The following is a 13501-nucleotide window of genomic DNA, read 5'->3' on the forward strand; positions in this document are numbered from 1 at the left end:
TAGTCAAGTTAATGTTATTACAATTGTTAAAAATTTGGGGTTGAAAAATCCCCATAAACTTATTTTACGAGGAGGAACAAAATGAAAGAAAATTATGTAGAAGTTGATAGCTTGCGTCATGAAATTGACAATCAAGAACTATCAGGTAATTCCGCAGCTGGATTCAGAACTGCAGTTCGAATGACTAGTCAAGGTCGCTGTGGGTGGGCTTTCACTTTTTCTTATGAATGTACATCACCAAATGTCCGCTGTGGATAGAATGAACAAGATTGGAGGGTAAGATGGAAGGAATTATTGGAACACTTGAGTTTTATGCTCCCGTATTGATTTTAGGAGTATCCATTATTGGTGTCGTCTACGTTATGAAAAAACGGAAAGAACGGAAATGATGTATATTTAAAAAGCCATACTAGTTTATGGCTTTTTTACTTGTCTTTAGAGAGATTATGCACGAATTACTCATGATATTAAAGAACAGATTGATTATAATAGTCTTGTAAAATAGAAATGGAGGAATACTTATGTCACAATTAGTTGTAAAAAATTTAAATAAAGAGTTTGGGGAGGGAGATAGTCTAGTTCATGCTTTATCGGATGTTAATCTCTCTGTAAAGACAGGAGAATTTCTTGCTATCATGGGAGCAAGCGGCAGTGGAAAAACAACTTTGTTAAACTGTATTTCAACAATTGATAAGCCGACGTCAGGTGATATTTCCTTTGAGGGATTTGATATAATCAATGCAACAGATAATCAGTTGGCAAACTATCGCTCACAAAATATTTCCTATATCTTTCAATCTTATAATTTAGTTGAAACTTTAACAGTTTATGAGAATATTGTCTTACCGTTACAGATTCAAGGAAAAAAAGTTTCTGATTGTCATTTAAAAATAGAAAATATCCTAGAAAAATTATCAATTGGTCAATTACGAAATAAATTTCCCAATCAATTATCAGGAGGACAAAGACAGCGTGTTGCAACTGCACGTGCTCTAATTGACGAATCTAAACTGCTTATTGCAGATGAACCAACAGGTGCTTTAGATTCGGCTAACTCAGAAAATTTAATGGCTCTTCTGCAAGATATTAATCAAGATTTTGGCATTACCATTTTAATGGTGACACATGATCCAGCAGCAGCTAAGTATTCATCACGGATTATTCTGTTAAAGGATGGGCAAGTTACAGCAGATATGTACCGCCACTCTTTATCAAATGAAGAATATTTACAAGAAATTTATAAACATACACGATAAGGAGAAGTAAGATGTATCCAAAATTAATTCTTAGAAATGTTCAAAGAAATTTACAGACATACACAGTTTACTTTCTTAGTTTGACGTTAATTTATAGTCTACTCTATGCATTTAATGCTTTGCCAAATCATCCTGTCATGCAAAGTTTATCAGGTGCTAAGGAGATGATGACAACCATTATGACACAATATATGGGGCTATTATCTTACGTTGTATTGAGTACAATTGCTTTTTTAGTTGTTTACTCCACTGGTTTCGTATTAGGCCGAAGAAAACAAGAGCTAGGTCTATACGCAACATTGGGGATGAAAAAACGTCATATTGTAGGAACGCTTTTCTGTGAGACAATGGTTGTTAATCTGTTTGCTTTGCTTGCAGGATTTATTTTAGGGTTAGGAGTACTGATTGTTCTAGCACATATTGCCTCTAATTTTTTTATGGGGAATTATTTTGGTAATATGTTTTTCCTAGACATGAAATCAGTGAATTTACTAGGAATATCATATTTAGCAACAAGTGTAATTATTGGTGTGATGGACATATTTACCTTTAGAAAGCAAGCTATTATTTCTCTTATTCAAGAAAATGGTGTTAAAAGTTCTATTTTTTCGAAAGGAGAAACAAAGTGGCAAGTGCTATTATTTATCTTATCGGCACTAGTTATTTGCTTTGGATGTGTCTATCTATCAGACTATACTCATATTTCAATTCTTAGAAATTGGGGAATGTTACTTATAACACTGTTTGTACTAGTTATATTTATTTTTTACAGTACATTAAGCCATTCTTTGATCCGCTTAACTTATTCATTGCCAAATTGGTATTTCAAGAAATATAATTCATTTAAACTCAGACAACTATCTAAACAGGCAGATCGTAATTCGGTGACTATATCGGTATTATCGCTTTCCTTGACATTAGCAACTAGCTTATTGATTTTTAGTGGTAGCGCCTACAGTTCATTGAGTAATGATTTAAATAAATTTATTCCTTATGATATTGATGTGCAGATGTTTAAGGGAGAAAAATACCATTATAACAATATAGATGTAAAGAGTAAGTTAAAAGAAGATGGTTTTGACTTTTCGATTATTGATAAAGAGTTTGAGTATCCAACTTATATAAGTGAATTGACTTATAAAGATATTATTGATACAAGCAATTTATGGGATTTAGATAAAGAATTAGGAGATTCGTTCGTTAATATTGTTTCGCTTACTGATTACAATTCTTTATTAAGACTTCAAGGGAAAAAAGAAGTCAGTTTGTCAGACAATGAATTTTTAATAAATGCAAACTATAAAGGCACTAGGAAGCAGATTAGGGAATTTCTCTCTAAAAATAACGAATTGACTGTTTCCGGTGTAAAGTTAAGGTCAAGTTCTAAAAGTGCTTTGGAAAATGTTTATTTTGTTACTACAGTAGAAAATAATGATCGAGGGACATTGATCGTTCCTGATAAAGTAGCGAAAAAATTGACTGTTAACAGTTTACATTATGTAGCCTTATATAAAAAAGGGATTGATAAACGAAATGTTGAATCATTTTTAGAGAACTGGATTGAAAATTATTATTTTACGGATCAAGAAGGAAATCAATCTGATTTTGTATATCAAACAAAAGTTCGATCAGCAGAACTATATCTAGGATTTATGGGAGTCATTGTGTTAGTTCTAATTTTTGTGGGAGTTATTTTTACAGTCATCACATTGAGTATTCTGTCGTTGCAGGCTTCTACAAATGCATTAGAAAGCGTTAATGATTACAATATACTTTATTTACTAGGAAATCAAAGAAAGCAAAATAAAAAAATTATTTTTCAACAGATTCTTGCCTATTTTCTAATCCCGTTGCTAATAGCTGTTCCATTGAGTTATTCACTTAGTAACAGCTTATTAGGCTACTTTGAAAATTTCGCGAATACGACAGTTGTCATTGATGCAAAATATTTATTGTTTATGATTGGCTTATTTGCAGTTTATATCTATTTTACCTATAAAGTTTGTTTAAAGGCTAGTAATCAGACCCGATGAGTGAAAACCAGAATAGGATATTAGCTATCCTTATTCTGGTTTTGTGATATAATGATAATAAAAAATCATAGTAGGAAATTTTAAATATGAAGACGTGGTTAAAGAATATTTCTGATAACTCACTATTGTTATGGTGGATCACTTTAATAAATCATTTTATATTAATGATTTATATATACCTTCAAATTCCATTTGACTTTTCATCAACTTTTACTCAAAAATTTGCAGTTGTTTTTATTATTTTGTTGATTATTTCTACTTACATTTGTAATTTCTTAAAGTTTAAATATAGTGAATTGAAGTTGTGGCTATTACTATCGCTATTTTTAATTAGTTGGCAATTGGCTCTGAATTTGAATGTTGAACACACATTATTCCATTTTTTAGATTTACTTCATCCCATTAATTCTTTTCTATTAGTTTATAGTTCAGTATCTATTATTTTGTTAGGTAAAAAAATAGGTGAGGAACTATTTTTTGTAACTTTTATTGTTATAATTATTACAGAGATATCTTATTTTTTTAGCAAGCCCCTCTTTTTATTTTTATCTATATTTACATCATTTTTCATTTCTTACTTACCTATTATTCTGTTAATGATGTATAAAAAAGAGTTGAAATCTTTTTTAAATTACCAGAGGAAAAATTTAACCTTCCTTTCATTTTTCCTACCAGTTACTTATATTATTTTATATATTAATACGACTGATATTGGTATTTTAAACTTTTTATGGTATGTAGAAATTCTTTTGGTACTTGTTGCGTTCCACTTGAAAACAATTTATATGAGTTTTCAAAAAAAGATAGATGAGTTGAAACTATTATATATTGAGGCAAGTTTAAAAGTACTACTGGGGGTAAGTATCCTTTTGGTTACTACATTTATTATTGTAAGGCTAGACTTAAAACAAAGTTTTATTTGTTTTAATTTACTTGTGCTGATAGTTGGATTTCTAACGGAAGAATTTATTAGATTATTTAGAGGTAAGCGGCTAACGGGTGCAAAAGATTATTTAGAAGTTTTATTTTTGAAAAGAAATAAGATGGTGAAGAATTTGTTAGCTAATGAAGATATAGAGCAACAATTCGCAGAATTTCTTCATAACGAAGTATTACAAAGCGTGATGGCTATTAAAAATTTTAATAAATATGGAGAAGATGAGAAGTTTAGAACTCAGATTGGATATGTCTCAGATGAACTAGTTCAACGTATCCGAGAGAGAATGGATTATTATCAACCAATGAGTAGTGGCAATGAGGAGTTAACTAAAAAATATACATCATTAATTGATAGAATATTGAGGAGATATGAGACTATGAAAAAAGTTGAAACAGATTTTCAGTCTGATTTTTTTCTAATGGAACCGTATGATAAGATTCTTTATCGCTTTATTGAAGAGTTAGTGACCAATGCTGTTAAATATTCGTCAGGCCATATTATTTCGTTATCTCTCTCTGTATCTGACGATATTATTTATTTATCTTGTAAAAATGATTATGATATTTCTAGTAACCATCTTGGGTATGGGTTAAAGAATTTAGAAAATCGTGTCAGTGTTTTAGGTGGAACAATAGAAATTCAGACAATGGATGCTATGTTTCAAGTAGAAATCCAATTACCAATAGATAAGGAGTTATGCTATGAAAATTTTATTAATTGATGATCACAAGTTGTTTAGTCAGAGCATAAAAATGATTTTAGAGCTATCAGAAACAATTGATTATGTTGATTTAATTGAAAATTTTCAATCAGTAGATGATATTGATTATAGTCGATACGATATCATTTTGATAGATATTAATTTGACTAGTATTTATGAAACAGATGGATTAGCCTTGGCAGAAGAAATGATAAAAAAAGAACGAGGTATTAAAATCGTTATTTTAACAGGATATAGCAAAAAAATTTATGAATATCGAGCTCAGAAGATGGGAGCTTATGCTTTTATTGATAAAAGTATCGATCCAGATAAGCTTCTTACTCAATTAAAAGGTATATATAGTGGAAAAAAGTATTTTTCGGTAGAAGAAATCGTGGATATCTTGTCTGAACGAGAGATAGAAGTGTTAGAATCGGTCAGAAATGGTTTAACAATTGATGAGATTTGTGAAACCTTATTTTTAAGCAAACGGACTGTTTCGAATCATTTGGCAAATGTATTTTCAAAGCTAGGTGTTAATAATAGGCAGGAGGCAATCCATAAAGCAGAACTTTTAGGATATTTCTCTCCAGAGTAGGATTATCTGTTATGCCAATTTGGCATAAAATTTAAGATTCGTTCAAATCTTAATTATAATTTCATTAGGAGTGAACGAATGTATAGGCGACTAAGAGATTTGAGGGAGGATTCTGACTATAGTCAAGAGTTTATTTCAAATTATTTGAGTTGTAGTCAATCCTTTTATTCTAGAATAGAAAGTGGCACCAGAGAATTGCCAGTAGATATTTTGATTAAGCTTTCAAATCTTTATAGTGTGAGCACGGATTATTTGTTACATCTAACAGATTTTCGTAAAAGAATACAAAAATAGAAGTCTCTCCTTGTTTGTTCATTGACAACTGAATAAACCAAGGTGGGACTTTAATCATTTGTGGAGCAATTTAGCCTGGTACGCCGTGAGATGAGCGAGAATTATCGGCTATAAAATAGGTTGGTTACCTATCTGCCATGAGACAAATGAGGATAATGATACTTCTGAACGTTCAGGCTGCCATCGAGAAAGGACAGCGGGTGCAATCCCCATGTAGGACTTAACCAGTTCTTCCCACTGAGGTCAATATTTTGAAGTAAAGGAAAAACGTTTATGGAAAAAATACAAACAGGTGCGGAATTACCGCAGGTTGTGATTGAGGGTTATAAGGTGACGGTGCAAGTGACGAATAAGTCACTTAGTCTGACGGATATTTTAGATGATTTATTAGGTCGAAAGCTTGAAAAAATTTGAGGTTTTAGCGGACATGTTTTTAGAAATGATGTAAAATAGAGTTGTAGAACCTCAATCCTTAATCGGTAAGCACCTAAATACTGATTAAGGAGATACATATGACAAAAACCTGTATTTATTTACGCTTATCACGAGATGATGGGGATAATGTGGAAAGTAATTCCATCATCAACCAACGCTCACTTTTGAGAGATTATGCCAGAAATCATGATTTCACCATTTTAGAAGAATTTATGGATGATGGTATTAGTGGCTTAACCTTTAACCGCCCTGACTTTAACCGTATGATGGCTATGGTGAATGATAAGACAATTGATACTATTATTGTTAAGGACTTGTCACGCTTCGGTCGTGACTATATTGAGACTGGGAAATACCTTCAGCGAATTTTTCCTGCTATGGGAGTTAGGTTTATCTCGGTTAATGATCACTATGATAGTATGACTGCTGATACAAATGAAACACACTTGGTTATGCCCATTAAAAGTCTAATTAACGATAGCTACTGTCGAGACATTTCAACCAAAGTTCGAAGCACTCAAAAAGCTAAACGACAAAAGGGCGAGTTTATTGGAGCTTTTGCCCCTTATGGCTATCGCAAAGATGAAAAGCAACGGAATCATCTAGTGGTTGATGAGAATGTACGCCCTACTATTGAGAAAATCTTTACTCTTAAATTAGAGGGATATTCGTCAAACGCTATTGCAGGGTTTCTTAATCAAGCTGGGGTAGAAACGCCTCTACAACGTAAGAAAGCCTGTCAAGAAAAGATTAAAGGTTTTCATGGTCATAACTACAAGTGGGACACGAAAATGGTCAATCGTATTTTGACAAATCGTGTCTATACAGGTAGTTTGGAACAGGGGAAGCAAACCAAACTCAATTACAAGTCACAAAAGTCTGTAGCTGTGAATCCAGCAGATTGGGTACGAGTTGATGATACACATGAGGCGATTATCTCAAAAAGTACGTTTGAGCTTGCTAATAATCTCTTACTCAGAGATGTCAAACATGGGAAGAAGCTGCCTGACCTATTTGCAGGATTATTATTTTGCAGCGACTGTCAAGCTCAGCTTGTACAACGAAAGCTCCGCTACAAGGATAAAGAGACTGTTCAGTATATTTGTAGCACCTACAATAACGGAAGAGGATGTAGTCGCCATGCAGTCAAGCAAGTGATATTACTTGACTTAGTATCGACCTTTATTCATCAACATCTTGACTGGAAGTCTTATCTGATTAAAGCAGTTCCTGATTATGTTAATCAAGAACAGTTTTTGGAAGTCGATTTTACTTCTCTACTTGAGAATCGCAAGAAGTACGAACAGTTGCTCCAGTCCTTGTATTTGGATTTAGACGACGGTTTGATCAATGATACAGAATACCAAGAGTTTCAGCGATGCTATCGCCAAAAACTAAATCAAATTGAAGACACAATCATTCAAAAGAAAGAGTTAGCTCAAATCCTGTATGATAAACTTCAGGATAAGGAGAAGTGGTTAGACCAGTTGAGTACCATACAAAATAACCGAGAGCTCAATCGCCTCACTCTAGTTTCCTTGCTTGACCGCATTGTCATTCACGAAAATCAGGAGCTGACCTTGGTGTTTCATGATATGGCAGAACTCGAAGTCCTCCAGCAGTTTTCTCATCGAGAGAAGGAGGTGGTCTAATGGCACGTACCAAGAACCGCTACCGTAAGGAAACAGAAGAAGGGTTATCTCTTAAAACCTATCGAACAGGCATTTACATTCGTTTGTCGAATGAACGTACAGAAAGTTGGCGAAACAAATCGCACTCCTTAGAAACGCAAGAAAGTCTGGCTAGGAACTTTGCCAAGGAAAGGGGGCTATTTGTAACCAAGTGTTACATCGACTATGAGTATTCTGGGACAAACTTTAATCGACCTGCCTACCAGGACATGATGGAAGACCTCAAAAAAGGGATTATCAACTGTATCTTGATTCGAGACTTATCCCGCTTGGGTCGAAACTACATTGAGATGGGACGACTGATTGACAAAGTATTCCCCTTTATGGGGGTTCGCTTTATCTCAATCAATGACAATTTAGACACACTCAACGGATTAGAAGATAAGAAATCCTTTGAAGTGGAAATCAAGAATTTGGTCAACGACTTATATTCTAAGGATATTTCAAAGAAAGTTACCGCTAGTCATATTCAGAAAGCAAAGCAAGGTTATTTCATCGCTGGCTTTGCTCCCTATGGATATAAGTTAGAAAGAAGAGAGGGTGGTAATCGTTTAGTCATTGATGCACTAGTTCAACCTGTTATGGTAGATGTCTTTGAAAAGTTAATGGCAGGCCAATCTATCAACCAGGTGACAAAATACCTTAATCAGCAGAAAGTTGCTACGCCAATGGCCTATCGCCAAACAGGAGAAAGGTATAGAACAGAGAATGATACACGACAATGGCAAAGTGCGAACCTTCAGCGACTTGTTCAAAATCCTGCGTTTTATGGTAGCCTCATTCAACGTCGGCATAATAAAACTTTATCTGAAAAAGATTTTATTCAAGTAGATGATTGTCATGAGGGTTATATTACAAAAGAAGAATATCAAACCCTTCAAAAACTAATCAGGGAACGTCGTTCCATAAGAAAACAGACTCAACCTCGTACTACTAATCGTTATAAGGGGCTTATCTATGTCAAGGGGCAATCAACTCAAATGCGAAGGTACTGTAAGCATTTCTCAAATTCCAAATCAGAGTATGATTACTATTACTTTATGGAATATCTTCATGGTTCAGCACCTTCAGAGAAACAAACTGTCTATATCAGTGAACAAGCCTTAGATAAGATTGTGTTGAGCTTGGTTCAGGCAGAGATGAATCGGCTTGGCACGGTTAAAAACTTATTGCCCAAATTAGAAATGAAGAGGAATGAATATCTTAGAGATTGCCAAAAGAAAATAAAAAAATTTCAAAGGACTTTGGCTAGTCTACAAGCTGAGCAAAGCGAGCTTTATCTGAATTACCGCCTTGAGGCTCAGGAACGAGAGACTTATTTGTCTCAAAAGGCGACGATTACCTCAAAAATTGAAACCCTCTCAACAGAAATAGCCCATTATGAGGCTTTAGCGATGAAAATTGAGGAGAAACACAGTCAGCAGGTCAGTTGGGTTAAACATCTTGCTAAATGCCAAAATCAATCAGTTTTAACGGCAGAACTGCTTAATGAAGTGATAGAACGGATAGATGTTGAAGTGGATAAGTCTGTGATAGTAACTTTTACCTGCCTGATGGGAGGTGATGACCATGTCTAAAATGGCTTTATACCTTCGTCTTTCCGTCGATGAGGACGGGACAGACGAAAGTAACTCCATTACCAACCAACGCTATCTTTTGAATCAGTACCTTGATCAGTCATCAGACTTTAATCATTGGGAACGCTTGGAGTTTGTGGACGATGGTTTTTCAGGAACAAGTCTTAATCGGCCTGCTTTCCAACGCTTAATGGCTGATGTAAAGTCGGGAATTATCCGTCATATCATTGTTAAGGATTTGTCTCGTTTTATGCGTGATTATCTGGAACTAGGGAATTATTTAGAAAATATTTTCCCTTTTCTCGGAGTTCGCTTCATAGCTATAAATGACCAATATGATAGTTTGACATCTGAACAAAATGGACTGGATATTGATGTTCCGTTTAGAAACCTCCTCAATGATTTCTATGCCAAGGATGTTTCTGAAAAGGTTAAGAGTGCGATGAACAGCATGAAACGCTCGGGCAAAAACATGAGCTGGTTGCCCCCATTTGGTTATCTCAAGGATCCAGAGGACCGTTTCAAGATTATTATTGACGAGACAGTTGCACCAATTGTTCGACGGATTTTCACCTTGTATCTTGATGGTAATAGTTACCAAACAATTGCTCGACTCCTGAATGAAGAACAAGTCATTACTCCAGCAGAACGAAAGATGCAAATCAGTCAGGCACGTTACGCAAAGTCACTCCGTTTAACAACTGAGCAAAAACGAAATGTTTGGAGTAGCACTACCGTTGGTCAAATTTTAAAGAATGAAGCCTATAAGGGAACTTATCTGTTTAATACTCGGACGTATGTAAGGGGGAAGCATGTTTTCAGACCAAAATCAGAGTGGGAGCGGATTGAGAACAATCACGAAGCGATTATTTCATCAGAACTATTTGAACAAGTTGCTCGATTAAAAGCTAAGAAGGTTATCCAGAAAAAACACTCTCATCCTCCGAAAATTCCTAGCATTTTAACAGGACTGATTCGTTGTGAGCATTGTGACCATTCTTTGATTGGTTCATATAACCATCAAGGTTATCAGTATTTTTCCTGTCGCTATTGTAAAGGACAGGGAGAAAAAATGAAGTCATGCCGAGCAGACAAGATTGAGCAAGCAATCAAGGAGAAACTTGGGTATGAGGAGGATAAGTCCCGCCCAAAAGCTTCTAAGACTAGAGTTCTTAGAGAGATTGAGCGATTAAAGAGACAAAAACTATCCTTTTTCCAAGACTACAAGGATAGCCTGATGACTAGGGAAGATTACATTACTAAGAAAATGGTAATAGACAAAACTGTTAGGAATTTAGAAGAACAGCTGAAAGAAGTTAATACATTTCAGTTGTTGAGTAATGATAGGTTAACAAAAGAAATAGTTAGCACTCACATTGAAAAAGTAGTTGTTGACTGCCTCGGATTTTTTACAGTTATCTATAAATAGTTGAAGAGGAGACTTGAATCGTATCAAGTCTCTTTCTTGATAGGTTGATTTGTGATACAATTAGTGTGAAATCTAGTAAATAAATAGTGTCAGTTACTTGACATAAGAGGGACATATTGAAGAAGGCGAGAATTTCCATGATTCAGTTGTTAGAGAAGTGCAAGAAGAAACAGGTTTAACAGTCACTGATGCTCGCTTGGTTGGTCTTAAACATTGGCCGGATAAGGAAGGGCATCGTTACATTGTATTTCTCTATAAGGCAACAGAGTTTACAGGAACTATCCAATCAACTGAAGAAGGCGAGGTGCGTTGGGTCGAGAAGTCGGACCTGCCTCAGATGGATTTGGCCTATGATTTGCTAGAAATACTGAAAGTCATGGATGAACCAGATTTGTCCGAGTTCTTTTATACTAGAAAAAATGAAGATGGAGAGTGGGATAGGAATTTTAGGTAGAAGCTAGAAATAGCTTCTTTTTTATGTTGTTTGAATAAAAATACAAAAAAATAAGTTGACAAATGTATAAAAATAACGTAAAATGTTTTTATCTTTCAAAAAAGGAGAAAAAATATGCATTTTACTGCAATGGAAGTCCGATGTTTTATATAAAAAACGGTATAAGTATGCACAGGATTATTTTAAAGGAGAATATGATGATGAAAAAATATATTATGACGGGATTGGTTTTGTTGGCAACGATGACCCTAAGTGCTTGTAGTGGAAATGCTACTCAAGAAGATACTTCCTTGAAAGATGTTCAGGAAAAGGGAAAACTAATTGTTGCATTGAATCCAGAATTTCCACCATTTGAGTTTAGAACACTGGTTGATGGCAAAGATACAATCGTTGGAGCTGACATCGAGCTTGCAAAAGCCATTGGTCAAGAATTGGGTGTAGAAGTTGAATTTTCAGCGATGAGTTTTGACAATGTTTTGAACAATGTCCAGTCAGGGCAATCGGATATTGCCATTTCAGGAATTTCAGCCACTGAAGAGCGTGCAAAAGTGTATGATTTTTCCATTCCTTACTACACCTCAACCAATAAAGTTATTATAAATAAAGAGGATCTTGTACAATATACATCGCTTGATTCTCTAGCTGAGGCAAATATAGGAGCACAAAAGGGTTCTATTCAAGAACAAATCGTTAAAGAACAGCTTCCGTCTTCCACGGTTATTGCTCTGGCTTCGAACGGAGAGCTGATTAATCAATTAAAATCACAGAAGGTAGAAGCAGTTATTTTTGAAGAGCCGATTGCGAAAGCCTATGTTGCCAAAAATGATGATTTGGTTATTTTGGATACTGAGATAAAAAGTAGCTATTCAGATGCCTATGCTATTGCCTTGCCAAAAGGAAGTACAGCTTTAAAGGAAAAAGTTGACTCTGTCATTACAAAACTAGTAGAATCTGGACAGATGGATCAATTTGTTCAAGAAGCCTATGAATTATCCATTGCTAACAATTAAATTTTATACAATTAAAGTGAATAAAAATAATATTTTCTTGACAAATGTATAAAAATGAATTAAAATGAGAATACATTCTGAAAAACTGCAAGAAAATACAATGAAAATCAAAAAGCTTGTGTTTTTTAGAATAAGTATTTTATTAAAATAAAGAGAAGGTAGTTAGGAAATATGAAAAAAATCTTGGCATTAGCAGCAACAGTTTTAGCAGGACTGACATTGGCAGCTTGTTCTTCGACGTCATCACAATCTGCATTAGATAAAATTAAAGAAAAAGGAACCTTGGTTGTAGCAACTAGTCCAGACTATGCTCCATTCGAGTTTCAGGCACTAGTTGATGGAAAGAATGAAGTTGTTGGTGCAGATATGATGTTGGCTCAAAAAATAGCCGACGAACTTGGGGTCAAGCTTGAAGTTTCAGCAATGAGTTTTGACAATGTATTGTCTAGCGTTCAAAATGGCAAAGCTGATATTGCAATTGCTGGTCTATCGTATTCGGAAGAGCGTGCAAAAGTTTTTGATTTCTCTGAAAGTTACTATCAAATTGCTGATGTCTTACTTATCAAAAAAGATAGCGCCAATTCACTCACTTCAATTGATGCTATGAGCGGAAAAACTCTCGCTGTACAAAAGGGGTCAACACAGGAAGCTTACGCACAGGAAAATATTAGTCAAGCTAACCTAATTTCTTTAACCTTGATGGGTGAAGCTGTAAATGAGCTCAAATCAGGAAAAGTTGATGCTATTTTAATGGATTCTCCAGTTGCTGCTGGTTATGTTTCACAGAATTCAGATTTAGCCGTTGCATCCGTTGAATTTCCAACGATTGATGAGAATTCGAAAGTCATTGCTTTGCCAAAAGGTAGTACAGAACTAAAAACTGCGATAGACAAGGTTATCGCAGAAGTAAAAGCAAGTGGTGAGTTTGATACTTTCCTTGAGAAAGCTGCAACATATACAAGTGTTGAATAAGAGAAACGAGAGGCTGGGCAAAAAGTCCAAAGCCACTTCTCAGAGTTCGTGTCAACATCTCAGCGCAGTGGTTGATTGGCAGATTTGTTCGTGTTTCACACTCCAAATCTGA

Annotated in this window: 12 protein-coding genes and 1 pseudogene; all 13 read left to right on the forward strand. The window is 34.7% G+C overall.

Translation table 11 applies throughout. The features are described from left to right. Positions 1-81 precede the first annotated feature (81 nt). The 13 genes and pseudogenes from slmA to P7J58_RS10425 all read left to right on the forward strand — a co-directional run bounded on the left by slmA (position 82) and on the right by P7J58_RS10425 (position 13389). Positions 82-258: a salivaricin M family lantibiotic gene (gene slmA, locus P7J58_RS10365; RefSeq protein WP_024394056.1), complete on the forward strand. Its 177-nt coding sequence runs from the start codon at positions 82-84 to the stop codon at positions 256-258. 263 nt (positions 259-521) lie between these two features. Then, positions 522-1256, forward strand: coding sequence for an ABC transporter ATP-binding protein (locus P7J58_RS10370; protein WP_024394055.1), 735 nt, complete (start codon positions 522-524; stop codon positions 1254-1256). Positions 1257-1267: 11 nt separating this feature from the next. Beyond that, on the forward strand, positions 1268-3289 hold the full coding sequence (locus tag P7J58_RS10375; protein ID WP_029187297.1) for an FtsX-like permease family protein: 2022 nt from the start codon (positions 1268-1270) through the stop codon (positions 3287-3289). An 86-nt stretch (positions 3290-3375) separates the two neighbouring features. Next, on the forward strand, positions 3376-4950 hold the full coding sequence (locus tag P7J58_RS10380; protein ID WP_024394053.1) for a sensor histidine kinase: 1575 nt from the start codon (positions 3376-3378) through the stop codon (positions 4948-4950). Beyond that, a complete protein-coding gene (locus P7J58_RS10385) occupies positions 4931-5527 on the forward strand; it encodes a response regulator transcription factor (RefSeq protein ID WP_029187296.1) in 597 nt (198 codons plus the stop codon). The genes P7J58_RS10380 and P7J58_RS10385 overlap by 20 nt, the downstream gene beginning before the upstream one ends. A gap of 78 nt (positions 5528-5605) precedes the next feature. After that, entirely contained in the window at positions 5606-5821 is a 216-nt protein-coding gene (locus P7J58_RS10390; RefSeq protein WP_024395821.1) for a helix-turn-helix domain-containing protein, read from the forward strand. A gap of 273 nt (positions 5822-6094) precedes the next feature. Beyond that, complete coding sequence (locus P7J58_RS10395) at positions 6095-6235, forward strand: hypothetical protein (RefSeq protein WP_032499446.1); 141 nt, start codon at positions 6095-6097, stop codon at positions 6233-6235. Positions 6236-6333: 98 nt separating this feature from the next. After that, positions 6334-7908 carry a recombinase family protein gene (locus P7J58_RS10400; protein WP_029187295.1) on the forward strand — a complete coding sequence of 525 codons (1575 nt, stop codon included), beginning with the start codon at positions 6334-6336 and terminating at the stop codon, positions 7906-7908. Next, positions 7908-9524, forward strand: a complete 1617-nt coding sequence (locus P7J58_RS10405) for a recombinase family protein (RefSeq protein ID WP_029187294.1) — start codon at positions 7908-7910, stop codon at positions 9522-9524. The genes P7J58_RS10400 and P7J58_RS10405 overlap by 1 nt, the downstream gene beginning before the upstream one ends. Then, a complete protein-coding gene (locus P7J58_RS10410) occupies positions 9517-10953 on the forward strand; it encodes a recombinase family protein (RefSeq protein WP_099810551.1) in 1437 nt (478 codons plus the stop codon). Before P7J58_RS10405 ends, P7J58_RS10410 begins: the two co-directional genes overlap by 8 nt. A 109-nt stretch (positions 10954-11062) precedes the next feature. Next, a pseudogene (locus P7J58_RS10415) lies at positions 11063-11407 on the forward strand (8-oxo-dGTP diphosphatase); the annotation flags it as partial. A gap of 200 nt (positions 11408-11607) precedes the next feature. After that, a complete protein-coding gene (locus P7J58_RS10420) occupies positions 11608-12417 on the forward strand; it encodes a transporter substrate-binding domain-containing protein (RefSeq protein ID WP_408556306.1) in 810 nt (269 codons plus the stop codon). Positions 12418-12588: 171 nt separating this feature from the next. Then, the gene (locus P7J58_RS10425; RefSeq protein WP_408556305.1) at positions 12589-13389 is read left to right on the forward strand and encodes a transporter substrate-binding domain-containing protein; all 801 of its coding nucleotides are present in this window, start codon (positions 12589-12591) and stop codon (positions 13387-13389) included. Positions 13390-13501: the final 112 nt, after the last annotated feature.

This window comes from Streptococcus suis, from assembly GCF_046032535.1.
GTDB lineage: Bacteria > Bacillota > Bacilli > Lactobacillales > Streptococcaceae > Streptococcus > Streptococcus suis_AK.

Excerpts from the sequence above, each read along its gene's own strand:
- slmA (WP_024394056.1), top strand. The coding sequence starts at position 82 with ATGAAAGAAAATTATGTAGAAGTTGATAGCTTGCGTCATGAAATTGAC.
- P7J58_RS10370 (WP_024394055.1), top strand. The coding sequence starts at position 522 with ATGTCACAATTAGTTGTAAAAAATTTAAATAAAGAGTTTGGGGAGGGA.
- P7J58_RS10375 (WP_029187297.1), top strand. The coding sequence starts at position 1,268 with ATGTATCCAAAATTAATTCTTAGAAATGTTCAAAGAAATTTACAGACA.
- P7J58_RS10380 (WP_024394053.1), top strand. The coding sequence starts at position 3,376 with ATGAAGACGTGGTTAAAGAATATTTCTGATAACTCACTATTGTTATGG.
- P7J58_RS10385 (WP_029187296.1), top strand. The coding sequence starts at position 4,931 with ATGAAAATTTTATTAATTGATGATCACAAGTTGTTTAGTCAGAGCATA.
- P7J58_RS10390 (WP_024395821.1), top strand. The coding sequence starts at position 5,606 with ATGTATAGGCGACTAAGAGATTTGAGGGAGGATTCTGACTATAGTCAA.
- P7J58_RS10395 (WP_032499446.1), top strand. The coding sequence starts at position 6,095 with ATGGAAAAAATACAAACAGGTGCGGAATTACCGCAGGTTGTGATTGAG.
- P7J58_RS10400 (WP_029187295.1), top strand. The coding sequence starts at position 6,334 with ATGACAAAAACCTGTATTTATTTACGCTTATCACGAGATGATGGGGAT.
- P7J58_RS10405 (WP_029187294.1), top strand. The coding sequence starts at position 7,908 with ATGGCACGTACCAAGAACCGCTACCGTAAGGAAACAGAAGAAGGGTTA.
- P7J58_RS10410 (WP_099810551.1), top strand. The coding sequence starts at position 9,517 with ATGTCTAAAATGGCTTTATACCTTCGTCTTTCCGTCGATGAGGACGGG.
- P7J58_RS10420 (WP_408556306.1), top strand. The coding sequence starts at position 11,608 with ATGAAAAAATATATTATGACGGGATTGGTTTTGTTGGCAACGATGACC.
- P7J58_RS10425 (WP_408556305.1), top strand. The coding sequence starts at position 12,589 with ATGAAAAAAATCTTGGCATTAGCAGCAACAGTTTTAGCAGGACTGACA.